This is a genomic window from Pedobacter sandarakinus (assembly GCF_026240095.1).
Taxonomy (GTDB): domain Bacteria; phylum Bacteroidota; class Bacteroidia; order Sphingobacteriales; family Sphingobacteriaceae; genus Pedobacter; species Pedobacter sandarakinus.
The window spans coordinates 242,436-267,974 of the sequence record NZ_JAPIVG010000005.1 but is presented as its reverse complement, the minus strand read 5'-3'; the positions used below and the strand labels follow the sequence as shown (position 1 = coordinate 267,974).

Here is a 25,539-nt window from a genome sequence, read left to right as displayed (position 1 = left end):
ATTTTTTAGCTGATTTTTCATATTATTTTCCTGCCGATATAAAATTGAAAAATAACCTGGCTGCACCAACATTTCCCGCAGGAAATTGCCTGAAGAAAGCAAGTGGAGAATAAATAAAGTTCCCTTTACCGAATTTGGCATAGAGTGTAGCACCCTTCAATGGTTCTTCACCGGTGTCGTTCATCTCAAAGAGCGGCTCATAATGCTCATCCCATTTATCTGGAAAATAGGCACCTCGCTCCTGCACCCATCCTTTAAAATCTGCTGCAGTTATTTTGTTAGGATAATTTAAAAGCTTGTGTTTCGGATCGATCAACCTTGCTTCTGCATTTTCTTCGGTTACCCGCTTGCCCGAAATTGAAAGCGGATAAATGCCAAAATCCTGTAAGGCCATATCTTGTGTGGTGTTGTACTGCATCACCATTGTACCACCATTTTCTACATAATTCCGTAAGGCAACTTGCCAGTTTTTGATTCTTTTCTCTGTATTGATTACCCGTACACCTGTTACAATTGCATCATAAGTGGCCAGTTTGCTGGCATTTAAAATATCTGCCTCAGTTAATACATCAACCTGCAAACCTGCCTGCCTTAAAAAAGCAGGAATTACATCACCAGCACCTTCGATATAGCCAATCTTGGTGGCCAGTACTTTCACATCGTCTTTAAGTAACCAAGCCGTAGCGGGTTCAAAATATTGTAAGGTGGGTAAGTGCGGGTATTGGATTAACTTCTGCCCGGTGCTATACCTTCCGCCTTCTGCGGTTACCACTGCCTCAAGTTTGTTCTGACTTTGCTTAATTTTCTTTAAATCATCAGCCGGAATGGTAAACGATTTCGTAGTGATGGTATTCGCAGATAAATTTATGTTTCCAAAACTACCAATAACCTGATCGCCAATTTTGAATGCGACTTTTCCATCGTTAATATTTTTGTTTGCCCTAAAACGTACAGCAATAACTAAACTCTCCTTTTCTTTTGCAAAATACACAGGGTCTGCAAAAGCTACATCTAAAGGGGGTACAATCCGCAATGCTTCTACAACATCGCCTTTTACCGGATCTAATTTTTTGTAAGATAGAGGTAGGTTGACTGTAAATTTCTCGCCAGCTATCTTCAACCCAACAACAACATTTAGTGCCGGTGGCACTTCAGGCATACCAATTAGGGTATCATTTGCTACACTAAAAGTTGCGGCATTTTTTGGCGGCTTAGCCAACCAATAAGGTTCGCTAACAGCGCTATTTGCAGGCAGTATAATTTTTCGTTCAAGGGTAAATAAAGAATCGTTTGGTAACTGTTGCAATAAATTATCAGTTTGGTTTATCCAATTTACGCTTTCTAAAATTACGGGAGTGTCTGCCCTGGCAATTAAATTCAATCTGAAATTGTACCCATTGCCTGCAACAGCCTCAGCCTGGTTGGTAACAATCTCACCCATAAATCCTGCTGCACTTAAAATAATCCGATCTATGGCTGCAAGCTTTTCCTTTCTTAAATTTGCATCGTTTATTTCTCCAATTTTCTTTCTTAGCATTAATAAACCATGTAAGCTTTTAGCAGGTTGGTTATAATCGAAAGACAACAACACAATATCAACTAATTCATCTAAATCGCCCACGCCTTTATCGCTCCAGCTAAGGTTTAAACCATCAAAAAGGCTTCGCTTAGCAGGTTCGCCCAATACAGGTGTAAAATACTCCGTTCGCATACCAGCAACAGATTGCGTGCCTGCACCCTGGCTTTTGTGTAAACTTCTACTCAATCCTGCCAATTCCCCATAACCCATGCCCAATTGCGCATCGTATTGCCCAACGTTTACCTTAAACTGGCTTTCTGATGTTGTATTGGTTCCTCCGAACCTAAAAGTGTTCCACACCAGGCGCTTAGGTTGCCAAACATCCACATACTTAAGTTGATTGGGGAAGGCGCTTTTATCTCCGGCGAGCTTAAATGCCTTTTCTGCAACCACGGCAGAAGCGGCATGCTGCCCATGTCCGGCGGCGGCTGTTGGTGGAAAACGACAAATAATCACATCAGGGCGAAATTTTCTAATTACCCAAACCACATCTGCCGTAATGCTGTCAGCATCCCATTGTTTAAAGGTGTCCGTTGTGTTTTTAGAGAATCCAAAATCAATGGCCCGGGTAAAAAACTGTTGGGCGCCATCTAATTTTCTCGCCTCTAATAATTCGTGTGTTCTAATCAAACCCAAGGCAGCACCTTGCTCGTTACCAAGTAAGTTCTGTCCTCCGTCTCCCCTGGTTAATGATAAGTAGGCAGTTTCTACATGCTGATCGTTAATTAGCCACGATAGCAAACCCGTATTTTCATCATCTGGGTGCGCAGCAAGGTATAAAACCTTCGGTATCTGTTTCAATGTTTTTAATTCACGGTAAATTTCTGATGATTTTGAAGGACGAACTTGTTGCGCCACAGCCGCAATAGAGAAAAAACCGATCGTAACTAATACAGCTATCTTTTTAAACATAAAATTTGCTTTGTCGACCCAAATATGCTTAAAAAGGTTTTATTTAGTGCAGTAGAAACGAAAAAGGTACAAACAAATAATTAATATTGTGGCATAATTTAGGGTTATGAATGGGATCATCCTCATCATCGATGACGAAAAAAAAATCAGTAGTTTACTCGCTCGCATAATCGAGCTAGAAGGTTTTAAAACTTTGCAAGCTGAAAATGGCAAAGAGGGCCTCAAGCTTTTAAAAAACCACGATGTAAGCATTGTAATAAGCGATGTAAAGTTGCCCGATGTAAATGGCGTGGCATTGGTTAAAGACATTAAAGCTTTAAAACCTTTCGTAGAGGTAATTAACCTTACCGCTTATGGCACCGTTTCTGATGGGGTTTTGGCCATTAAAAATGGTGCATTCGATTATCTGGTAAAGGGCGATGACAACGATAAAATTATTCCCCTGCTTTACAAAGCAATAGATAAGGCAAACCTGCAAAAACGAGTGTTTGATTTGGAAGATAAAATTGCCCGAAAACATCGTTTCGATACCATTATAGGAAATTCAAGAACCCTCAATGATGCCATAGCATTAGCAAAAAAAGTAAGCGTTACAGACACAACCGTACTTCTGCTCGGCGAAACAGGCACGGGCAAAGAGGTTTTTGCACAATCTATCCATTACGAGAGTAACCGGGCAACGAAGCCCTTTGTGGCCTTAAACTGTAGCGGTTTCAGTCCCGATTTGCTAGAGAGTGAACTTTTTGGCTACAAAGCCGGCGCCTTCACCGGCGCCAATAAAGACAAAAAAGGCCTGTTGGAAGAGGCCAATGGAGGCACACTTTTCTTAGATGAGATTGGCGAGATGAACCTCGATCTGCAAGCCAAGTTGCTGCGTGTGTTAGAAAGCCAAAGCTTTATAAAAGTTGGCGATACACGTACCAACCAAGTTAATGTTCGCATCTTGGCGGCCACAAATAAAGATCTAAAAGCCGATGCCGACTCGGGCAAATTCCGCTCAGATTTATATTACAGGCTAGCCGTTTTCACGATTATGCTTCCTCCCCTACGCGAAAGAAAAAATGACATTCCCTTGCTAGCCAACCATTATTTAAAGGAATTTTCGGTTAAAGTCAATCATCCAGAGATGGTAATCGATGAGGAAATTCTCAAGGCTTTCCAAACCCACTACTGGAAAGGAAACATCAGAGAACTTAAAAATGTAATCGAAAGGCTGGTTATCCTTGCCGATGGAAACCACATGAGCATGTCTGCCCTACCAACAGAATTTTTGGGTCATACGCCTATAGAGGATCCCTACAATCTCGATGAGGTAGAAAAAGTGCATATCAAAAAAGTACTTGCACATACAAAAGGCAATAAAACTGAAACCGCCCGGCTCTTGGGTATCGGCCTCACCACGCTTTACCGCAAAATAGAAAGCTATCAAATTACCGATTAATCGCTGCCGGTATTTATAATTAGAAAAGCAAAACCTGTTTTTCATGTTTTCGCAAGCCCCGTTTTACGCTCATACGGCTTCAGGCCTTAGGCTTGGGGCCTGTATCCGCTGCAACCGGGTTTAGCTACAAAAGCCTTTTTTCCAAACAAAAAAGTGCATTGCCATGTTCGTCATGACTGTTTATTTATCCCCGCAGGAAGAATCTATTCCCTTCCAAACTGATAAAAACCCTTCCAAAATGGAAAGGTTTCCATTCTTCAAAAATCACCAAAACAAGAAAATAAACAATTAATCAGCTAACAGTCAGTAGGTTAATAATACACTCAGTGTAATGGCATTACTGTTGGCAATAGGCTTTATAAATCTATTAAAGTTATGACAGTTATTTTGTTTTTAAGTATCCTATTGCTCTGTTGGGCAAGTTACAAATCAATCGACTTTTTCGAAAAAATCTAAAGCCATGTTAGCACTATTCATTATTTCCCTAGCCGTATTTATCTACATGATTTACGTGCTGCTTAAACCCGAAAAATTTTAACAATGAACACTGAACTCTTTGGCATTGTTGCCACGTTCCTACTTACCTTAATCATTGCCATACCACTGGGTAAATACTTATCTAAGGTTTTTGCCGGCGAAAAGGTATGGACAGACTTCTTAATACCACTAGAAAAGGGCATATATAAACTCTCGGGTATTAACATCAAAGAACAAATGACTTGGAAACAGCATCTAAAAGCTTTGCTAACCATCAATTTAATCTGGTTAGTATATGGCTTTTTTGTGTTGTTGTTTCAAGATAAATTACCACTTAACCCTGATGGAAACCCCGGGATGACACCTGATTTAGCGTTTAACACCATCATTAGTTTTGTGGCGAATTGTAATCTCCAGCATTACTCGGGCGAAACCGGGGTAAGCTACCTTTCGCAGCAATTTGTACTTATGTTTCTGCAATTTGTAAGTGCGGCAACAGGTATTGCGGCTGCAGTAGTTTTGTTTAAAGCTTTTAGAGATAAAACTACTGCTGCCTTGGGAAATTTCTTCGAATTTTTTGTTCGGGCAATTACCCGTTTATTGCTTCCTCTTGCGCTTGTTGTGGCTTTAATACTAAGTTTCAACGGCACCCCCTCAAGCTACCAGGGTAAAGACCAGTTTGTTACGATGCAGGGAGATACCGTAAACGTATCGCGTGGACCTGCTGCCCAAATGATCGCTATAAAACATCTGGGCACAAACGGCGGCGGCTATTTTGGTGTAAATTCTGCCCATCCATTTGAAAACCCAAGCTATTTCACCAACATGGTAGAACTGGTGGCACAGGTAATTATTCCAATGGCAATGGTTATTGCATTCGGCTATTTCATCCGCAGAAAAAAACTAGGGTGGACAATTTTCGGCATCATGACTATCGGTATGTTCATGCTACTAATTCCGTCGCTAACATCAGAATTAAGCGGCAACCCTGCATTGGCGAAAATCGGCATTTCGCAAACTACCGGGGCAATGGAAGGCAAGGAGGTTCGCTTCGGACCTGCGGCTTCTGCCTATTGGAGTACCGTTACCACCATTATCTCTACCGGCTCGGTAAACAGCATGCATGATAGTAGTATGCCCTTAACAGGTTTATGGCAATTATTGGCTATGATGATAAATGCATTTTATGGAGGTTGTGGCGTTGGTTTGCTTAATTATTTCATCTATCTCGTTATTGCAGTATTTATCTCTGGATTAATGGTTGGCAGAACGCCAGAATTTTTGGGTCATAAAGTTGAGGCAAGGGAAATCAAAATCGCCGCCATTATTACCCTTTTAAGTCCCTTTTTAATTCTAGCGGGCACCGCAATTGCAAGCTTTGTATTTACCAATTCTGGCGATGCAGCATGGGCAGTGCAACCTAAAAACTGGCTTAATAACCCTGGCTTCCATGGCTTTTCTGAAATGCTGTATGAAATTACCTCATCAAATGCCAACAACGGATCGGGTTTTGAAGGCCTGGGCGATAATAATACCTTCTGGAACATACTTACCGGAGTGATTATTTTCCTGGGAAGGTTTTTACCAATTATTGGTCCGGTTGCCATTGCAGGTTTACTAGGTGCCAAAAAATTTATTCCCGAATCTGCCGGAACATTAAAAACAGATACTAAAACCTTTGCCTTGATGACTTTCGCTGTGATTATGGTATTGAATGCGCTCTCGTATTTTCCTGCCCTTGCCTTAGGTCCGTTGGCAGAATATTTTACGTTGGTTGGCCGATAGCTATTGGAAATGTATCATGAGAATTAAATAATTAAGCGCTTTGCGGTTTTGTATTCCCAAAATAAACAGCCTTTACAAAAAATTAATTTAAAGTAAATAAAATGAAACCCAATAATAAATTGTTTGAACCTGCCTTAGTGCAAACTGCATTAAAGCAGTCGTTTATAAAACTCGATCCGAGAGTAATGGTTCGCAACCCGGTAATGTTTACTGTAGAAATAGGTACGCTTGTAATGGCCTATGTAACGGTGTATTCCATTACACATGGCGATGAAGGCGCTCCACTTTACAATTTCTTTATTTTCGTAATCCTTTTTTTAACAGTGCTATTCGCCAATTTTGCCGAGGCCATTGCAGAAGCACGAGGTAAAGCCCAGGCCGACAGCTTGAGAAAAACCCGTGAAGAAACCCCGGCGAAAGTAATGCTTTCGAATGGGAAGGTAGAAATCCGCTCTTCAAATCAATTGCAAAAAGACGATATTTTCATTTGTGAAGCCGGCGACACCATTCCAACTGATGGCGAAATTATCGAAGGTATTGCTACTATCGACGAATCTGCCATTACTGGCGAGTCGGCACCCGTTATCCGTGAGTCTGGCGGCGATAAATCTTCGGTTACCGGCGGAACGAAAGTATTGTCTGACGAAATCAAAGTTAAAGTTAGTACCGCCCCTGGCGAAAGCTTCCTCGATAAAATGATTGCTCTGGTTGAAGGTGCATCTCGCCAGAAAACACCTAATGAAATTGCGCTAACCATTCTATTGGCCAGTTTTACACTCGTGTTCATCATTGTATGTGTAACACTTAAGCCATTTGCAGACTATGCCAACACGCCTATAACCATTGCTGCATTGATTTCTCTGTTCGTATGTTTAATACCGACAACCATCGGAGGGCTACTTTCGGCTATTGGCATTGCCGGTATGGACAGGGCCCTGCGGGCCAACGTAATCACAAAATCTGGTAAGGCAGTAGAAACCGCAGGAGACATTGATGTTTTGTTGTTGGATAAAACCGGCACCATTACCATTGGCAACCGTAAAGCCACCAATTTCTATCCGACAGAAAATGTGAACAGTAGTGTTTTCATTGATGCTTGTGTATTGAGCTCGCTGGCTGATGAAACCCCTGAAGGGAAATCAATACTCGAGCTTGCCAAAGCACAAGGCATTGAGGTTCAAACCATACCAGCAAACGCCCAGTTTATCAAATTCACAGCAGAAACCCGTGCCAGCGGAATGGATACTACCGACGGACGAAGGATTAGAAAAGGCGCTTTTGATTCAATAAGAAACATGGTGGAACGTGCCGGACATGTTTTCCCCACAGATTTGCAAACACGGGTGAAAGAAATTGCAACCAATGGAGGCACGCCGTTGGTGGTAGCCGAAAATGAACAAGCTCTGGGCGTAATTGAGCTTCAGGATATCATCAAACCTGGCATCAGCGAACGATTTGAAAGACTGCGTAAAATGGGTGTTAAAACCGTAATGGTTACCGGAGATAACCCGTTAACTGCCAAATACATTGCAGAAAAAGCCGGTGTAGATGATTTTATCGCTGAAGCAAAGCCTGAGGATAAAATGAACTACATAAAAGACGAACAAGCATTGGGTAAACTGGTTGCCATGATGGGCGATGGTACCAATGATGCACCTGCACTTGCACAGGCAGATGTGGGTGTGGCCATGAACAGTGGCACGCAAGCCGCCAAAGAAGCTGGCAATATGGTCGATTTAGATAATGACCCCACCAAATTGATTGAAATTGTAGAAATTGGGAAACAGCTATTAATTACCAGGGGAACCTTAACCACATTCTCAATCGCAAACGATGTAGCCAAGTATTTCGCCATTGTACCTGCATTATTTATTGCCTCTATTCCGGCGCTGCAACATTTAAATATTATGGGCCTGCATTCTCCGGAAAGCGCCATCATGTCTGCCGTAATTTTTAATGCCATCATCATTCCAATATTAATTCCCTTGGCCCTGAAAGGCGTCGCTTACAAACCCATAGGTGCCACCGCTTTACTGCGAAGAAACCTATTTATCTATGGTATAGGTGGCGTGGTTGCTCCGTTCATTGGCATTAAATTAATCGACCTCTGTATTGGATTATTAGTATAAGTATTACCGGGAATCGTGAGAAACATCATACTTCCCACAAGCAAAAAAATCATGAAAAAGTACATCATACCATCTCTGCGATTAACCTTAGTTTTGATCGTGTTGCTATGCCTAATCTATCCCATTAGCATTGCTATCGCCGGAAGATTCTCAAAAGGAAAAGGTGATGGAGAAAAAATTATCAAAAATGGAAAAACAGTTGGTTATAGCCTGCTTGGCCAGTCGTTTACCCAAGCGAAATATTTTTGGGGAAGACCATCAGCTGCCAGCTATAATGCAGCCGGTTCTGCCGGATCAAACAAAGGCCCATCAAACCCAGACTACCTAAAAGAGGTACAAGCCAGGATAGACACCCTGATGAAATACAATCCAGGACTAAAAATTTCGGAAATCCCTGCAGACTTAGTTACCGCTTCCGGCAGTGGCTTAGATCCTGATATTTCTGAGCAAGGTGCCGCAATTCAAGTTGCCAGGGTGGCCACAGCCCGAAAAATTACTTTGCAGAAAGTGAGAGAACTAGTTTCTATGAACACAGAAAGATCTTTTATGGGCTTATTTGGCCCGCCGGTGGTAAATGTTTTAAAGCTGAATTCAGCTTTGGATAATTTATAATCATCACTTTAAAACAAACTCATCTTGATAAAAAATTGAAATGAAAAAAATCATCATCTTATTTAGTTTAATAACAACAACATGCACTGCCTTTGCGCAAACAGACGCAAAAGTTAAATTTTCAGGCTATTTGGAAACCTATTATAACTACGATTTTAACAAACCTGCAGAACATAACCGTCCTTCGTTCATTTATTCACACAATAGGGCCAATGAAGTAAACCTAAATTTAGGCTTTGTTAAAGCGACCTATGAAAGTGCTAACATTAGGGCAAACCTGGCATTAATGGCCGGAACCTATCCCAATGCAAATTTAGCAGCAGAACCAGGTGTGCTTAAAAACATATTTGAAGCCAATGCGGGTATTAAATTGTCTCAAACAGAGAACCTTTGGGTCGATGCCGGAATTTTTTCCTCACATATTGGTTTTGAAAGTGCCATTGCCAAAGATTGCTGGGTACTCACAAGAAACATTTCTTCAGAAAACACACCATACTACGAGTCTGGAGCGAAAATTAGTTATGCAACTGCCGATGGAAAACTTGCAGCGACTTTACTTTACCTTAATGGATGGCAAAGAATTAGCCGGCAAACGGGTAACAACAAGCCTGCGGGTGGGCTGCAAATAACCTGGAAACCTAGTGATTCATTTACCATAAACTACAGCAACTATGTTGGCGTTGAAGGCGTAGATTCGGTTGGTGTAAACCGGGTATACCATAATATTTATGGCATTATACAGCTTAATAATAAACTCGGATTAACCCTGGGATTTGATTATGGAACGCAGCAGAAAACAAAAGGTAGCAAAGGTACAAACGAAATTTTCTCTCCTGTATTAATAGCGCAATATAAGTTTGCAGAAAAATGGGCGCTGGCCGGAAGATTTGAATATTACAATGATCGCAATGGTATCTTTATTGCCACGGCTACACCCAACGGATTTAAAACAAAGGGATATTCTTTAAACATTGATTATGCTCCAATTCCTAATGCCTTAATTAGGTTGGAAGGAAAAACTTACGATAGCAAGGATCAAATATTCGAACGAAATCAAACGATGGTAAATGCGAATACTGCATTGACGGCAAGTATTGCAGTATCGTTTTAATTGCGTTAGCAACTATTTTGCACCTGTTTATGACAATAGTGTTCATCATTTAAAGCCATGGAAGAAGATTCTGTAAAACATTTTCTGCGACTCATTCAAAAATCAAGAAGGGGTAAACTTAAAATCTATATTGGAATGAGTGCGGGCGTTGGAAAAAGCTACCGCATGCTACAAGAATCTCATGCGTTGGCGCGTAATGGAATTGATGTTTGTATAGGCTATATTGAAACCCATAAGCGGATAGAAACTGAAGCGCTGGTGGCAGGATTAAGTCTAATTCCTCGAAAGAAAATTTTCTATCGAGGCAAAGAAATTGAAGAGATGGATCTGCAAGGTATTTTAAACCGTCATCCAGAAATTGTGGTGGTTGATGAACTTGCCCATACAAATGCCGAAGGGAGTAAAAATGGCAAGCGCTGGCAAGATGTATTCGATTTGCTTGAGGCGGGGATTAATGTGATTTCTGCAGTAAACATCCAACATTTAGAAAGTATAAATGAGGAAATTGAGCACATTACCGGCATTAGCATAACCGAACGTATTCCTGATAAGATCTTGGAAATTGCTGATGAAATTGTAAATATCGATTTAACAGCCGATGAACTGATAACAAGGCTTAAAGAAGGAAAGATTTACGACAACAGCAAAATAGAAAGGGCACTGCAAAATTTCTTCCAGGCTGATAAAATTTTACAGCTTAGAGAACTGGCATTAAAAGAAGTGGTTCACCAGGTCGAACGGAAAATTCAGACAGAGATTCCGAAATCCATCAAGCTGAGGCCCGAACGTTTTTTGGCTTGTATATCGGCAAACGCCGAAACCGCTGGCGTGGTAATTCGTAAAACGGCCAGGCTTGCTTCATATTATCATTCGCCTTGGATCGTACTCTACGTGCAGAGTGATGCAGAAAGCTCGGATAGAATTAAGCTAGATAAACAGCGACACTTGATTAACCATTTTAAATTGGCAACTGAACTGGGGGCAGAGGTAGTTAAAGTGAAGAGTAACCAAATTACACAAACCATCATTGATACGGCTGTAGCAAAAGAGATTACCACCATCTGCATAGGCAAACCGCATTTAAATATTTTCCAGGTAATCTTAAGGACGGCAATTTTTAATCAACTGTTGCGTAATTTAGCTGCCAAAGAAATTGATTTGGTCATTCTCTCCTAGCCGTTAGATACAATCTGTAATCATAGATTAACAAAAGTGATCGTATATATTAACATTTACATCCATGAAAATTAAAACCAAACTCCGCCTCGGATTCGGGTTTCTGTTTATACTTGTTTTATCCTTCGGGTTGATAGCCCTATTCTTTCTAAACGAGCTATCAAACAAGTCTAAAGTGATATTAAAGGATAACTATAAATCATTGAAATACGTCGCTACCATGCGGAATATTCTCGATGAGAACCGATTTCCAATCTCCAACCAGAAAGCAGAATTATTTAAGAAAACAATCGATTTAGAGGGTAGTAACATCACCGAGCAAGGTGAGCAAATGGCTTTCGAAAAGTTAAAAAATAGCTTTTATTTATTGCAGCATTCCCAAACTGCTAATGCTGAACAGGCCAGCGTTTTGGAGCTAAGAGCTGCACTTAGAAGCATCGAGAACTTAAATATGCAAGCCATATATGTCAAAAATGCGCAAGCTGGTAATACCGCTGGCGATGCTAATCTGTACATCATGATTGCAGCAACCATAAGTTTCATTATCCTGTTCACCTTTATTGTCAACTTTCCTGGCTTTGTGGCCAACCCTCTGGCAGAGTTTAGTGAAGCCATAAAAGGAATCAGCAGCAAGAACTATAAACAACGCCTGCATTTCGATAACAATGATGAGTTCACGGCATTAGCTGAGTCCTTTAACGGCATGGTTGTTAAACTAAATGAATGGGAAAACAGCAACCTGTCTAAAGTCAAATCCGAAAAATTGCGCATTGAAGCCATCATCGCCCAAATGCAGGATGCCATAATAGGCCTAAATGAAAAGGATGAAATACTTTTCCTAAATCAGTTAGCAGCAAAGCTGATGAATTTAGATAGCGATAAAGTGATTGGACAAAATGCATCAGCACTAATCAACAAAAATGAGCTGTTGAAAAGAATCATCAAACCCGAAACAGATGATAACACCTTGAAAATTTATGCCGATGATAAAGAATCATACTTTTTGCTTGAAAATCGGGAGATCATTATTCCGAACTACGATGATCAGGATGGGCTTGCTGTGGTTACCTCAACAAAATCTGCCGGGAGTGTTTACATCCTTAAAAATATCACGCAATTTAAAGAACTCGATGAGGCCAAGACCAACTTCATCGCAACGGTTTCACATGAATTGAAAACGCCACTTTCATCAATTAAAATGAGTTTAAAATTGCTTAACGATATGCGGATCGGCAGTCTCAACACCGAACAGCACCAGCTTGTAAACCACATTAAAGATGATAGCGATAGGCTGCTAAAGATCACAAGTGAGCTTTTAGACCTATCGCAAGTAGAAACAGGAAATTTAAAATTGACATTTGCCTTAACCCCGCCGACTCAAATCATAAACTACGCTCTTGAAGCGGTGAAATTCCAGGCCGAACAGAAAGCGATAACTTTAAAGGTAAATTGCGACACCAACCTGCCTAGCGTAAATGCCGACATCCAGAAAACAGCCTGGGTATTGGTTAATTTTTTATCGAATGCATTGAGATACAGTGCCGAGAAATCTACCGTACTGATCGATGCTTTCGAGCACAATCAGATGATTCATTTTACTGTTAAAGATTTCGGAAAGGGCATCGAAGAAAAATATCAGAAGCGGTTGTTCGATAGATACTTTCAGGTACCAACAGACGGACAGAACAAATCTGGTTCAGGCCTGGGCCTGGCCATTTCCAAAGATTTTATTGAAGCCGAAAATGGCAAAATATGGGTGGAGAGTGCCGTTGGTGAAGGTAGCAGGTTTAGCTTTGCGCTTCCCATTGCCTAAACATTACACAATGTAAGGCTCCATTTCTTTGTCGATACTTTTACGCAATTCCATTAACTTAATGGCATAGCCATGCATCGCAATTTCTTTTTCGGTTGTGGGTTTAAAGGTTGGAATTGCTATCGGTTGTCCATCATCATCAACGGCTACAAAAACAATGATGCAATGTGTATTTTTAACAAAGTCTGCCTTGCCTATGGGTTTTGAATAAGCATCAACCGCAATATGCATGCTCGTTTTGCCCGTGTAAATAATCCTCGCCTCCATTTTAACCAAATGACCGATGTGTACAGGGTGAAAAAATCGGATACCACCTACATAAACAGTAACACAGTAAGATTCACTCCACTGCAAAGCACAGGCAAATGCCGCCTGGTCTATCCATTTCATCATCATACCACCATGCACCTTGCCACCGTAATTTACATCAGATGGCTCGCTTAAAAACTGAAGTTCGATGTGGTTGCTTGTTTTTGCCATGAGTTATATAATTTGGTTGCGCTATTTTCAATCTGCAAAATAAGCAAAGCGCAAATACAAAAAAAGAGATGGAAAATTTTTCAATAAAAAAGTCGTAGCAAGAGTTTAAACCTGCTACGACTAAAAATTTAAAATTCCTTGAATTAAGCTGGTCGATTGAAAGTTATTTAGCCATCACACTAATGGCATAACCACCACCCGGCGCACAGTATTGACTAAGCTTCGTTTTGCTCGTTACCTCCATTTTACGGATAGTGTAAGCCTTAGGATTAGTCTCATAATGTGCATCCTTAGCATCGGCATAAATGGTTGCGGTGTATTTCTTACCCGGATCTAGAAAGCTAAAATCGATTTTAGAAGTTCGTGCAACCTCGTCATTTGTGCGCCCAATAAACCAATTGTTCTTCCCTTTGGCTTTTCGAGCGAAGGTAATATAATCCCCAGGTTCGGCTTCTAAAACTTTGGTATCATCCCAATCTACCGCAACATCTTTAATAAATTGGAACGCATCCATATATTTATTGTATGTTTCTGGTAAATCGGCGGCCATTTGTAGTGGGCTATACATGGTTACGTATAATGCCAGTTGCCGTGCAAGTGTGCTGTGCACAAACGAATTATTTTCTGGGTTGTAGGCACTAACTTTAGTTTCGAAAATCCCTGGCGTGTAATCCATTGGTCCACCAATTAAACGGGTAAATGGTAGAATGGTGGTATGGTCGGCATTGTTTCCGCCAAAAGCCTCGTATTCTGTACCTCGAGCAGATTCGTTACCGATTAGATTTGGATAAGTACGTGCCAAGCCCGTAGGGCGAACGGCTTCATGTGCATTTACCATAATTTTATATTCAGCAGCTTTTTCAATAGCATATAAATAATGGTTGTTTAACCATTGCCCATAATGGTGTTCGCCCCGTGGGATGATATTACCTACGTAGCCGCTTTTTACAGCATCGTAACCATTGGCTTTCATAAACTTGTATGCAGTATCTAAATGCCTTTCGTAGTTACGCACTGATGATGAAGTTTCATGGTGCATAATAATTTTTATCCCTTTACTTTCCGCATAGCGATGTAATTCTTTGACATCAAAATCTGGGTATGGGGTAACAAAATCAAAAACATAATCTTTTGTTTTACCAAACCAATCTTCCCATCCTTCGTTCCATCCCTCAACCAAAACAGCATCTAAACCATTTTTGGCTGCAAAATCGATGTACTCCTTTACATGTGCGGTGTTGGCACCATGTTTTCCATTCGGCTTTGTTTTGGCGTAATCGGTTACACCGAGCTGTACACTGGTTAAATCGTTGTAAGCCCAGGTACTTTTCCCTGTAATCATTTCCCACCATACGCCAACATATTTAGTTGGTTTTATCCACGAAACGTCTGTAAACTTGGTTGGCTCGTTTAAGTTGTAAGTTAATTTCGAGGTTAAAATGTCACCTGCCTTATCAGTTACAATGATGGTTCGCCATGGTGATACACAAGGCGCCTGAAGGTATCCCTTATCTCCTACTGCATCTGGCGTTAACCACGATTCTAACACCATATTCTTATCATCTAGGTTTAAAGACATTAGAGAATAATTTATCAAAGCCGCTTCATGAATGTTAATGTATAATCCATCTTTACTTTTCATCATCAACGGCGTTTGTAAGCCTGTAGGCGAAAAGGTGGTTTGTGATGCATTTGGGGTAACTGCATCTTTCATTTTTGAACGTACTTCTGATAAGTTGGAAGTTACGGTGCTGTATTCTTGTGTATCGTAATCGCCAGGCAACCAAAATGCTTTATGATCGCCTGCTAACGCGAATTGGGTTTTCTCTTCCTTAATAACAAAGTAGTCTAAGTTTTTCTGCTCCGGAAACTCGTATCTAAACCCTAAACCGTCATTAAATAACCGCATCCTGATAATGATGTGTCTATTGGTTTCCTGTTGTGTTAGCGTTACAGCCAATTCATTGTAATGGTTTACAATTTCCTTAACCTCGCCCCAAACTGGTTTCCAACTTTCGTTAAATGTGCTGGTTTTAGTGTCGGTAATTTTAAAACCATTTATTAAAGATTTACCTTCTTTAAGCTCAAGGCCAAGCTTACTGGTTTTTATAACAGGTTTGCCTTTGTACTGCAAGCTATAGGTTGGTATGCCGCCATCTGCCAAAGAAAAATTGGCAATTAGGTTTGCATCTGGGGATTGAAGCGCCTGTCCGGAAACGTTCCCGGAAAAAGCCAAAACACTAATAAATGCAATAAATCTTAAGAGGTTAATTGCTTTGAAATTTTTGTTGTTATTCACTTTATATATTTGTTTGTTAAATTTTCTTTCTTTTCAATTTAGCTAAAGGCATCCAAATGAGGCGTTAAGAGTTGCCTATTCGAGAAATAGGGTTTCCTCGTCATCATCAGTTAAACTCAACTGAATACTATCGCTTCCTGCGATTCCTTCAATTGATCCACGGATGTGCGTAGCATTAAGCAGCACTTTTTCCAACTGTTTCTCTCTGGCCTTCCATAAGCGTTCCATGGCATCTCTCTCCCTTTGGATAGATAGTTTCATGCTCATAAAACCTTCGCGAATGGCTTTCCATTGCTCCGAGAATTCTGTTCCGGTAAGGTAGTCATAAAGCATGTGCATTTTATCGCCGCGGTTCTCCTGCGATTTCATTGCGGTAGCCAATCGTAAAATACCATCTCGAAGCACATAGGCCACGGCATTCACTTCCTCGAAAGAACAAATCCAAACGCCATCCTTTTGTCCGAAGCAATCCATGCCTTTTGGATAACATTGACTTACAATGACAGCCACATCTACGCCCATACTCCGCATATCTTTTTTAAGTTTCTCTATCCAATCGCCACCGAAGTCTTTGGTACGCTTGCTTTCGTAAATGATTTTGCCACACTCCTGGCCAAAATTATTTCTCACCACCTGCACACAATCTGCGCCACGTACACCCTTACCCACTTCTTCAATTAAATCGAAGGGGAAGTTGCTTCGCAGGAGTTCTTCCAAGATAAGTTCCTGAACTTCACCCTGCAGTTGCATACTACCTTGCTCAGCCTTACGCTTCATCTCTTCGGCTAACTTCTTTTGGTCGTCGAGTTGTTTTTCTAATTCTTTTAACCTGAGTTGATGCTCGGTATCTTTGATAGAATTTTTTTCGGCCTCCTGCTTCCTGATCTGCTCTACCAGTTCATTGCGCTGCTCTTGCATTTTTCGTTGGAAGGCAAGTTCCATTTCCTCTTCCTTTATTTTTAAGGACTGTTCGCGACGTAAAAACTCCAATTCTTTCTCGCGGGCCAGTTTAAGCTTTTCCTCGTTATCCTTGGCATTACCCTCAAGCATTTGCAATTTCGTTTCAAAATCAGCGGCGATACTCTTGCGCAGATTTCCTTCCAAATCGCTTTTCAGTTTATTCTTTTCTTCAGTTAGCTTAGCATCGAATAATTTTTGTTGTTGTAGCTTTTCATTTTCCACTACAGCCAATCGGCGTTGAAAATCCTCATCCTTTTGCTTGGTAAAAGCAACCATTTTCTCTCTAAGCTCTTTCTTATAATCTTCGGCCATCGCTTCTTCCATCGGAAAAACGTGCGCACAGTTGGGGCATTTAATTTCAGTAGCCATATAAAATTCTCCTTTCAGCAGTAAAACTGAAGTAATGCAAAGATATTAAAGCTTTTTAGCTTTGGATGAACGAGTTTTGCACCGTTTGTTAAAGCACTTTAGACCTTACTTCGTGTCCTGCGGTTAAAATTTTACTTACCGGGCACTTGGCAGCAATATCTTGCAACCTCGCTTTCTGCTCTTCTGTAAGTTGCCCGGTACAGGTTATCTCTTCAAAAAAAACCATTTCTCCGTTTTCTGTATCCGTATTTACAACTACTTCAATTTTCTCTACCGACCACTCTTTTCTATCAACGTACATGCGTAGGGTAATTGCTACGCAGGACGCCAACGAAGCCATTAATAATCCCTTTGGTGCAAAGCCTTTGTTGGTACCACCGAGTTCGATAGGTTCATCTACGATAATATCGTGAGATCCGTTTGAAACTGAACATGCATAGTGCGCTTTATCTATTGTTGCCTTTACCATATCTTTTATTTTTTATTGTGATTAAACTTAGTAAATATGTTCCTATATCGATTTGATTTAGATTTATCGAAACATTTATGCAATAGGAATTGTTCCAATTGATAACACATGGTGATGATTATAAGTAAATTAACATCAACCTATTGCCTCACAATAATGCGCAAACCATGTTCACCATAAAATTAGATACAGATGAAATACAAAAAGTTAATTGAAAAATGTTTTACCCAAAAGTCTGATAAGACTGTGCAGGTTGCGTTGGCATTAGTAGCAGGATTGGCAGCAGGTGCCGTAGTGAGTGTTTTATTTGCGCCAGATAGCGGCCGTGCAACCAGAGGTAGAATAGCTGGAGGAGCAAAAAACTTGCGTTATGGTTTTCAAGATAAATATAACATCCTAAAGGAAAAAGTTTTCGGCGTAGAAGCAATTGAAGAAGATATAGTGGAACATGAAGTGCCACATTTTAAGCGTACGGTTGCCAAAAAACCCAAGTCTGATATAAAAGAAATTCTCGATCATGCGCATGAGAATGATCACGAACGAGATAATGATCAGGAAAAAGAAGGGCAGGGATAAAAAATACAGTTGGAAGTTGTGATGACTTCCAACTGTATTTTTAGCTTGATATAACACCCTTTTAGAAGTTTGCCACAACACACACAAAAGCTAATCTATTTGTTAGTTTTGTGTTTAAACTTGTAGGCATGAGCTTCATACTATCGAAAATTCTAATTTTTTTCCTTAAACCAATTGTTTGGATTGCTATAATCATTTTGCTTGCAGCGGGATTAAAAAAGCATCGAAAAAAATTTGCAATTGTTGCCTGTTTTCTTTTCTTTTTCTTTTCTAATAGCTTTATTGTGGGCGTTATAACCAATTGGTATGAAGCCTCCTACCCACCCAATGCCAAATATGATGTAGGTATAGTACTTGGCGGATATTCAGCTTACAATAAAAAAACAAAAAAAATTGCTTTTAGTTGGGCTAGCGACCGACTTTTTCAAGCCATAAGCCTCTATAAGGAGGGAAAGATTGACAAGATCTTGCTGAGTAGCGGAAGTGCAAACCTCTTGGACACCACCATAAAAGAAGCTGACCTCACCGTAGATTTCCTCCACGAAATTGGTCTTGCAGATTCTGCTATCATGGTTGAGAACATGAGTAGAAATACGCTCGAAAATGCAAAAAACAGCCTTGCAATAATAAAACGATGGAAACCAGATGCCAAGGTGCTGGTAATTACAAGCGCCTGGCATGTTCCAAGAGCAAGACTCATCTTTGATCGATTTGCGAAATCGAGCATCGACTACTACCCAACAAATTTTTCTGGAAAAACAGATTACGAGTTGGCAGATTTTATCTTACCAAATGCTGCTGCACTGAGCGCCTGGGAGCTACTGCTTAAAGAGTGGGTAGGTTATCTGGTCGACCGTATTAGAAATTAATAATGAATATTATTCCGCTATCGCTTTCCAAAGCAAATCTTTTAATTCCACAATATTTTTCTGTGCTACCGATGAGATGAATATTGAAGGAATGTTGGGCAAATCCTGTTTCATTTCATTCGTTAATTCCTCATCCAACATATCCGATTTAGTAATTGCCAAAACATGTGGTTTCTGCATCAGTTCAGGATTGTAAGATTCTAGCTCCCGTTTCAAGATTTCATATTCCTCTCGAATGGTTCTACTGGTATCGGCTGGAACCATAAATAATAAAACAGAGTTACGTTCTATATGGCGTAGGAAACGATAGCCCAAACCTTTTCCCTTCGATGCACCTTCTATAATTCCTGGAATATCAGCCATCACGAAAGATTTTCCACCCCTATAACTTACAATACCTAAATTTGGAACGATAGTGGTGAAGGGGTAATCAGCAATTTCAGGCTTAGCTGCAGAAACTACAGAAAGCAGCGTAGATTTACCGGCGTTAGGGAAACCCACTAAGCCAACATCAGCCAAAACCTTAAGTTCTAAGATATTCCAAACCTCTTTACCAGGTTCACCGGGTTGGGCAAAACGGGGTGTTTGCTGCACAGCATTTTTGAAGTGCGCATTGCCTAAACCACCACGACCGCCAGCGGTTAAAATCTTCGTTTCACCATCTTTGGTAATCTCAAATAATACCTCGCCGGTTTCAGCATCTTTGGCAATGGTACCTAACGGAACTTCCAAAATTTCATCCTGTCCCTGTTTACCAAACTTATGCGAACTTCCGCCGGCACCGCCATCTTGCGCAATAATGTGTTTACGGTATTTCAGGTGTAACAATGTCCAGATATGTACGCTCCCTTTAACGATGATGTGGCCACCTCTGCCGCCATCGCCACCATCAGGGCCGCCCATTGATGTTAAAATATCACGATGTAAATGTGCTGAACCTGCCCCGCCCTTACCAGAACGGCAACAAATTTTTACATAATCTACGAAATTTGAACCCTGCGACATATTGATTTACAATTTTAGATTGACGATTTTAGATTACAAAAATCGTTAAAAAACAACATCCGCAAAAAACAACAAATGCTTTTCTGCGGATGTTAAAATTTAAATATTAAGTATTAGAATTTATCAATAACCGAACAAAGGTCCTGATAAACTGTTTCTATTTCTCCAATTCCATTTACCTTTTGCAACTTTCCTTGCTCCTCATAATAAGGTAATACGTGAATAGTTTTTTCGAAGTATTCTGAGATGCGTTTTTTCAATTTTTCAGCGTCATCATCTGGCCTTCCACTTATTTTATGGCGCTCAGCTATGCGCTTAGTTAGTTCCTCCTGATCAACATCCAAAGCAATAACACCAGCAATTTTATTGCCTTTACGCTCTAAAAATAAATCAAGCTCTTTTGCCTGCGGAACCGTACGCGGAAACCCATCAAAAACAAAACCTTTTGCATCAGGATTTTTATCTACTTCTTCCTCCAGCATCGCAATTGTTATGGCATCCGGAACCAATTCTCCATCCGCTAATAATTGACTAACTTTTTTTCCTAATTCTGTTTCGCCTTTTACGTGAGCTCTAAAAAGATCGCCTGTTGAAACATGTACTAACTGATATTTGTCAATCAGCTTTGCAGATTGGGTGCCTTTACCCGCCCCTGGAGGGCCAAAGAGAACTAAATTAAGCATTAACGTGGTTTAGGTTATCTTTAAAAAATTAAGCCTTATGCATAGGCTTTTTTACTATAGCAAGTTTCTCCGACTATTGCCTTTCAAGGCTGCAAATATATAATTATTAATTTACAAGCTGTTAAAATTGCTAAATAATTTGATATGAGTTGGCTAATCGCATGCTTGGATAAGAAATAGTGAGATCCTGGAAAATTTTCAGAATTTAAATCAAATTTTGCGATAAAACTGATTTAATTTTCGAAGGAAAGGTTTAATAATAGCGTGGATAAATTACTCCACGTCTTTTAAAAAGCTTTTAAACAAAAAAGAGGAGTTGTTTTACCAGCTCCTCTTCTTAACGTGCACTTGTAGGGATTCGAACCCCAAACCTTCTCATCCGTAGTGAGATGCTCTATCCAATTGAGCTACAAATGCATTTCCGTTCGTTAACGGACTGCAAAGGTATAAATTGAGTTTTTAAAATCCAATTAAATTTGCAAAAAGTATTAATTTTTTAGGTTGGAACTCATTCCTATTCAGCCAGCTTATCGTTAATCGCTTTGAAATCAGGTAAATCGCCTGCATTCTCCAAAACCTCCGCATAAATGATTTCTCCTTCTTCATCTATTACAAAGGCAGCTCTTTTTGAAACACCTTTTAGTCCGAAAACAAATTCATCATAAAAAGCACCATATGCAGCAGAAACTTCTTTATTGAAGTCAGACAGGAGGGGAAACTGATAACCCTGTACTTCCTTAAACTTTGCTAAGGTAAATGGGGAATCGACAGAAATTCCTAAGATCTGAGCATTTACACCTTCGTAGTAACTAAAATTATCACGCATTGCACATAATTGCTCGGTACATGTTCCAGTAAAAGCCATCGGAAAAAAATGGATAACCACCTTTTTGCCCTGAAAAGCAGATAAAGAAATTTCAGTTAACTCTGAACTGTATAGTTTAAAATCTGGGGCCTTATCGCCTACTTGTAAACTCATGGTATATTAGTATTTAATTATTGAAACTGTATAAATAAACTTAATTAGTTTTTAGTTGTGAACCAGCTTGATCTATAAATTATCGAATCTTCAAACTTTAATTTAGTTAGGTGGGAACGAAGACTTACCAAATTAATTTATTCTCCTCAATAACTTCATCTGCTCATCAACTATCGCCAATCCTTCCTCAAAGCTATGTGGATGAAAGTTTAAATCAGTCATTGATTTGTCTAAAATAAAACCAGTTCTAAGCGGGCGTTTCGCTAGCTCGTTCAGTGCAGACGAACTAACTTCTTTTATGATAGATTGATCGAGATTCCAATAGTTAGCCACCTTTCTCACCAAATCCGAAACACTCATATAATCATTACCCGAAACATGATAAACACCCTTGGCATTATGCTCCACTGCTAGTAAGCAGGCTTCGGCTAAATCCTCTGCCAAAGTTGGCATTCGATACTGGTCGTTTACTACATTGATAGGTAAGCCTTTTTCGAGTGCACTTTTAGCCCACAATACAATGTTACTTCTGCTCATATCATTTGTAATACCATAAACTAAAATGGTACGTAAAATTGCCCAGTTGGCTTTCGATTCTTTGACCGCCAATTCAGCTAATAGTTTTGTTTTACCATAATGACTCAAAGGATTTGGTGTATCCTCTTCTTGATATGGTCCACTGGCTCCGTCAAAAATAAAATCGGTACTCAAATGTATCAAGTGAATATTAAATTCTTCGCAAAGCGATACCAAATTTTGAGTAGCCCATACATTTAATTGATGGCACAATTCTTTATTAGCTTCGCTGGTATCTACATTGGTCATGGCTGCAGTATGAACAATGGCATTAGGCTTAAATTTTTCAATTATCGATCTTACCTGAGCGGGATTAAGGATATCCATTTCTGCATAAATATAACCCGTTGAAATGGGGTAGCGATTGGCACCTTTTGATGTGGCTACTAAACTAACCCTTTGTTCTGCTAAAATTTTCTCCGTTAATTTTTGTCCTAAAAGGCCATTACTGCCTGTTGTTAAAACCGTAAGGAAATTCATACTTCTTTTGGTTGTCAATTACGAAATTATAATATATTTGTCAGAATCATCCTTATCAATCCGTTGAAATTATTCAATTGGGTAATATGGTATAAGACATTAGAAACTCACTGCAAGAATTGTAAAAGTAAAATTCGATGTTGGCTTTCTCCATTCTGTTTTGTTTAATGTGATTTAGCAAACTAAAGCTATACAACAAAATTTGAGGTATTCTCCTCACGAATAGTTCTAATTAACATTACCGCGAAAATTTATTGACAACGGGGGGATTGCGTCCCGTTTTTATATTTGATATGGGAAAAAAAATCTTCATAATTCTAGTAGGTATTTCATTAACTCCATGGGTGAGAAGATTTAGCCAAGAACATTATTTCTACGGCTCGGTTAAAGTTGCTGTAGCAGATTATATCAAATTTATTACAGATAAGAATACTGATGAGAACTATAAAACCGATGGCGCAATATTCAGTTTTGGTTATGGAAAGTTATTTCCAAATAACTTAGGTTTAGAAACAGGCTTACAGACTTTTGCTTCCAATCCAATTTATGAAAGATACAATTTAACAAATAACAATTACAATGAAGTCATCGGAAAAAATCAAGCATTTTTTCTCCAATTAAGCGCATTTTATAAAATTGATTTAAGTGAAACTGATTTTTTAAGATTTGGCAGTTCCGTAAACTTTGGTAAATTATTTTCAAAAGTTAATTATTATGAAAATAGCGTCAATAATAGTCAGGTATACAGCAAGCAATTAGGTACATTTACTTCCAAATCCAATTTTTTATTAAAGATTCACCCATTCATTGGCGCAACATTTAGCTTAACCGATAAGTTAGCCATAGGATTTGATATTGAGTATATAAATATAAACTGGGATAAAAGTATGCGTTTCTTAAACTTGGCTCCCTTGTTAGGAACGCCAACACAAAAAACAGATAACATCTTTTTATCCGGCAGAATATTATTCAAATAATGTAACAGTAATTATTGTAGCCCATACTTTTTTAATCATCATTAAATCTAAAAACGCCTTGAAATTTAAATTTTTAAGGCGTTTTTTTGTTGGAACTAATTGTTTTTAAACATCGTTAAAAAATTTATAATATATATTTAAAATTTACTAATAATAACTTAACTTTGCCAACCGAATTGGAGCCCCTACAAACGGCTTTAATTCATTGACTGTAATAAATTTACTCACAACAGATATGCCTAACTTAGGAAAAATAGCACAAATTATCGGCCCTGTGGTTGACGTTAGCTTTGCTAATGATGCCCATCTACCTAAAATTTTTGATGCGTTAGAGATAACGAAAGAAAATGGACAAAAAATTGTTTTAGAGGTTCAACAACACTTAGGTGAAGATCGCGTTCGTGCAATCTCGATGGACTCTACAGACGGTTTAGTTCGTGGAATGGACGTAGTTGACACAGGTGCTGCAATTAAAATGCCAGTTGGCGACCAAATTAAAGGTCGTTTATTTAATGTAGTTGGTGAAGCGATTGATGGTATCAACACAGTTGATAAAACTGATGGTCGTCCTATTCACGCTACTCCTCCTAAGTTCGAAGATTTATCTACTGAAACTGAAGTACTTTTTACAGGTATTAAAGTAATCGATTTGTTAGAGCCTTATGCAAAAGGTGGTAAAATCGGTTTGTTCGGTGGTGCTGGTGTAGGTAAAACAGTACTTATCATGGAGTTGGTAAACAACATCGCAAAGGCTTATGCAGGTTTATCTGTATTTGCTGGCGTGGGTGAGCGTACTCGTGAAGGTAACGATTTACTTCGTGAGTTTATCGAATCAGGCGTAATCAACTATGGTGATGATTTCCTCCACTCAATGGAAAAAGGTGGATGGGATTTAAAAGCTGTTGATACTGAAAAATTAAAAGAGTCTAAAGCAACATTGGTTTTCGGTCAAATGAACGAGCCTCCTGGTGCACGTGCTCGTGTGGCCTTATCAGGTTTAACAGTTGCAGAATATTTCCGTGATGGTGATGGCGAAGGTGCTGGAAAAGATATCCTTTTCTTCGTAGATAACATCTTCCGTTTCACTCAGGCAGGTTCTGAGGTATCGGCACTGTTAGGTCGTATGCCATCTGCTGTAGGTTACCAACCAACATTGGCAACTGAAATGGGTTTAATGCAAGAGCGTATTACTTCAACCAAACGCGGTTCAATTACTTCTGTACAAGCGGTATACGTACCTGCAGATGATTTAACTGACCCTGCACCGGCAACAACTTTTGCCCACTTAGATGCTACAACCGTACTTTCTCGTAAAATTGCCGAGTTAGGTATCTACCCTGCGGTAGATCCATTAGATTCTACTTCACGTATCCTTTCTCCTGCTGTTTTGGGTGATGAGCATTACAACACTGCTCAACGCGTAAAAGAAACTCTTCAACGTTATAAAGAATTACAAGATATCATCGCAATTTTAGGTATGGACGAATTATCTGAGGAAGATAAATTGGTAGTATCTAGAGCTCGTCGTGTTCAACGTTTCTTATCTCAACCTTTCCACGTTGCTGAGCAATTTACAGGCTTAAAAGGCGTGTTGGTTGATATTAAAGACACCATCAAAGGTTTTAACATGATCATGGATGGCGAAGTTGACGAATATCCAGAAGCTGCATTTAACTTAGTTGGTAGCATTGAAGATGCTATTGAAAAAGGTAAAAAATTATTGGCAGAAGCGAACTAAGAGAGACGTGAGACACTAGATATGAGATGTGAGAGGGACTTTGT

General features: G+C 39.6%; 21 protein-coding genes and 1 tRNA gene. 12 read left to right on the top strand and 10 right to left on the bottom strand.

The features are described 5' to 3' along the window. Positions 1 to 22: 22 nt before the first annotated feature. Positions 23 to 2,491, bottom strand: a complete 2,469-nt coding sequence (locus OQ268_RS15015; RefSeq protein WP_265857242.1) for a PIG-L family deacetylase — start codon at positions 2,489 to 2,491, stop codon at positions 23 to 25. Positions 2,492 to 2,597: 106 nt separating this feature from the next. Between OQ268_RS15015 and OQ268_RS15010 the strand changes: the two genes are divergently transcribed. The 8 genes from OQ268_RS15010 to OQ268_RS14980 all read left to right on the top strand — a co-directional run bounded on the left by OQ268_RS15010 (position 2,598) and on the right by OQ268_RS14980 (position 13,035). Beyond that, positions 2,598 to 3,932: a sigma-54-dependent transcriptional regulator gene (locus OQ268_RS15010; RefSeq protein WP_265857240.1), complete on the top strand. Its 1,335-nt coding sequence runs from the start codon at positions 2,598 to 2,600 to the stop codon at positions 3,930 to 3,932. A gap of 460 nt (positions 3,933 to 4,392) precedes the next feature. After that, complete coding sequence (kdpF, locus tag OQ268_RS17980; protein ID WP_407674013.1) at positions 4,393 to 4,470, top strand: K(+)-transporting ATPase subunit F; 78 nt, start codon at positions 4,393 to 4,395, stop codon at positions 4,468 to 4,470. 2 nt (positions 4,471 to 4,472) lie between these two features. Beyond that, complete coding sequence (gene kdpA / locus OQ268_RS15005; protein WP_265857238.1) at positions 4,473 to 6,194, top strand: potassium-transporting ATPase subunit KdpA; 1,722 nt, start codon at positions 4,473 to 4,475, stop codon at positions 6,192 to 6,194. A 101-nt stretch (positions 6,195 to 6,295) separates the two neighbouring features. Further along, the gene (kdpB, locus tag OQ268_RS15000; RefSeq protein ID WP_265857236.1) at positions 6,296 to 8,323 is read left to right on the top strand and encodes a potassium-transporting ATPase subunit KdpB; all 2,028 of its coding nucleotides are present in this window, start codon (positions 6,296 to 6,298) and stop codon (positions 8,321 to 8,323) included. Positions 8,324 to 8,374: 51 nt separating this feature from the next. Continuing rightward, positions 8,375 to 8,935 carry a potassium-transporting ATPase subunit KdpC gene (gene kdpC, locus OQ268_RS14995; protein WP_265857234.1) on the top strand — a complete coding sequence of 187 codons (561 nt, stop codon included), beginning with the start codon at positions 8,375 to 8,377 and terminating at the stop codon, positions 8,933 to 8,935. Between the two features lie 40 nt (positions 8,936 to 8,975). Next, positions 8,976 to 10,046 (top strand): porin, encoded by a 1,071-nt coding sequence (locus OQ268_RS14990; protein WP_265857232.1) that lies wholly within the window; start codon positions 8,976 to 8,978, stop codon positions 10,044 to 10,046. 57 nt (positions 10,047 to 10,103) lie between these two features. After that, on the top strand, positions 10,104 to 11,222 hold the full coding sequence (locus tag OQ268_RS14985) for a sensor protein KdpD (protein ID WP_265857230.1): 1,119 nt from the start codon (positions 10,104 to 10,106) through the stop codon (positions 11,220 to 11,222). 64 nt (positions 11,223 to 11,286) lie between these two features. Then, positions 11,287 to 13,035 carry an ATP-binding protein gene (locus OQ268_RS14980; RefSeq protein WP_265857228.1) on the top strand — a complete coding sequence of 583 codons (1,749 nt, stop codon included), beginning with the start codon at positions 11,287 to 11,289 and terminating at the stop codon, positions 13,033 to 13,035. Positions 13,036 to 13,038: 3 nt separating this feature from the next. Here OQ268_RS14980 and OQ268_RS14975 read toward each other — a convergent pair whose 3' ends face one another. From OQ268_RS14975 to OQ268_RS14960, 4 genes are all read right to left on the bottom strand, one after another. After that, complete coding sequence (locus OQ268_RS14975) at positions 13,039 to 13,515, bottom strand: acyl-CoA thioesterase (RefSeq protein ID WP_265857226.1); 477 nt, start codon at positions 13,513 to 13,515, stop codon at positions 13,039 to 13,041. Positions 13,516 to 13,678: 163 nt separating this feature from the next. Further along, the gene (locus OQ268_RS14970; RefSeq protein ID WP_265857224.1) at positions 13,679 to 15,814 is read right to left on the bottom strand and encodes a glycoside hydrolase family 97 protein; all 2,136 of its coding nucleotides are present in this window, start codon (positions 15,812 to 15,814) and stop codon (positions 13,679 to 13,681) included. A 75-nt stretch (positions 15,815 to 15,889) separates the two neighbouring features. After that, positions 15,890 to 17,143, bottom strand: coding sequence for a DUF2130 domain-containing protein (locus OQ268_RS14965; RefSeq protein ID WP_265857221.1), 1,254 nt, complete (start codon positions 17,141 to 17,143; stop codon positions 15,890 to 15,892). A gap of 88 nt (positions 17,144 to 17,231) precedes the next feature. Next, complete coding sequence (locus OQ268_RS14960) at positions 17,232 to 17,612, bottom strand: OsmC family protein (RefSeq protein ID WP_265857219.1); 381 nt, start codon at positions 17,610 to 17,612, stop codon at positions 17,232 to 17,234. Positions 17,613 to 17,804: 192 nt separating this feature from the next. Here OQ268_RS14960 and OQ268_RS14955 point away from each other — a divergent pair, with 192 nt between their 5' ends. Then, positions 17,805 to 18,188, top strand: a complete 384-nt coding sequence (locus OQ268_RS14955; protein WP_265857217.1) for a YtxH domain-containing protein — start codon at positions 17,805 to 17,807, stop codon at positions 18,186 to 18,188. Positions 18,189 to 18,316: 128 nt separating this feature from the next. Continuing rightward, positions 18,317 to 19,057 carry a YdcF family protein gene (locus OQ268_RS14950; RefSeq protein WP_265857215.1) on the top strand — a complete coding sequence of 247 codons (741 nt, stop codon included), beginning with the start codon at positions 18,317 to 18,319 and terminating at the stop codon, positions 19,055 to 19,057. Between the two features lie 9 nt (positions 19,058 to 19,066). On the opposite strand, the gene obgE is transcribed toward OQ268_RS14950, so the two are convergent. The 5 genes from obgE to OQ268_RS14925 form a co-directional block, all read right to left on the bottom strand. Beyond that, complete coding sequence (obgE, locus tag OQ268_RS14945) at positions 19,067 to 20,062, bottom strand: GTPase ObgE (RefSeq protein ID WP_265857213.1); 996 nt, start codon at positions 20,060 to 20,062, stop codon at positions 19,067 to 19,069. Between the two features lie 113 nt (positions 20,063 to 20,175). Next, positions 20,176 to 20,745, bottom strand: a complete 570-nt coding sequence (locus tag OQ268_RS14940; RefSeq protein ID WP_265857212.1) for an adenylate kinase — start codon at positions 20,743 to 20,745, stop codon at positions 20,176 to 20,178. 343 nt (positions 20,746 to 21,088) lie between these two features. Then, positions 21,089 to 21,162 (bottom strand) — tRNA-Arg (locus OQ268_RS14935). Between the two features lie 97 nt (positions 21,163 to 21,259). Beyond that, positions 21,260 to 21,724 carry a redoxin domain-containing protein gene (locus OQ268_RS14930; protein ID WP_265857210.1) on the bottom strand — a complete coding sequence of 155 codons (465 nt, stop codon included), beginning with the start codon at positions 21,722 to 21,724 and terminating at the stop codon, positions 21,260 to 21,262. A 132-nt stretch (positions 21,725 to 21,856) separates the two neighbouring features. Then, positions 21,857 to 22,780 (bottom strand): SDR family oxidoreductase, encoded by a 924-nt coding sequence (locus tag OQ268_RS14925; protein ID WP_265857208.1) that lies wholly within the window; start codon positions 22,778 to 22,780, stop codon positions 21,857 to 21,859. A gap of 293 nt (positions 22,781 to 23,073) precedes the next feature. On the opposite strand from OQ268_RS14925, the gene OQ268_RS14920 reads away from it, so the two are divergent. Next, positions 23,074 to 23,757 (top strand): outer membrane beta-barrel protein, encoded by a 684-nt coding sequence (locus tag OQ268_RS14920; protein ID WP_265857206.1) that lies wholly within the window; start codon positions 23,074 to 23,076, stop codon positions 23,755 to 23,757. A 235-nt stretch (positions 23,758 to 23,992) separates the two neighbouring features. Continuing rightward, positions 23,993 to 25,495 (top strand): F0F1 ATP synthase subunit beta, encoded by a 1,503-nt coding sequence (gene atpD, locus OQ268_RS14915; RefSeq protein WP_265857205.1) that lies wholly within the window; start codon positions 23,993 to 23,995, stop codon positions 25,493 to 25,495. Positions 25,496 to 25,539 lie beyond the last annotated feature (44 nt).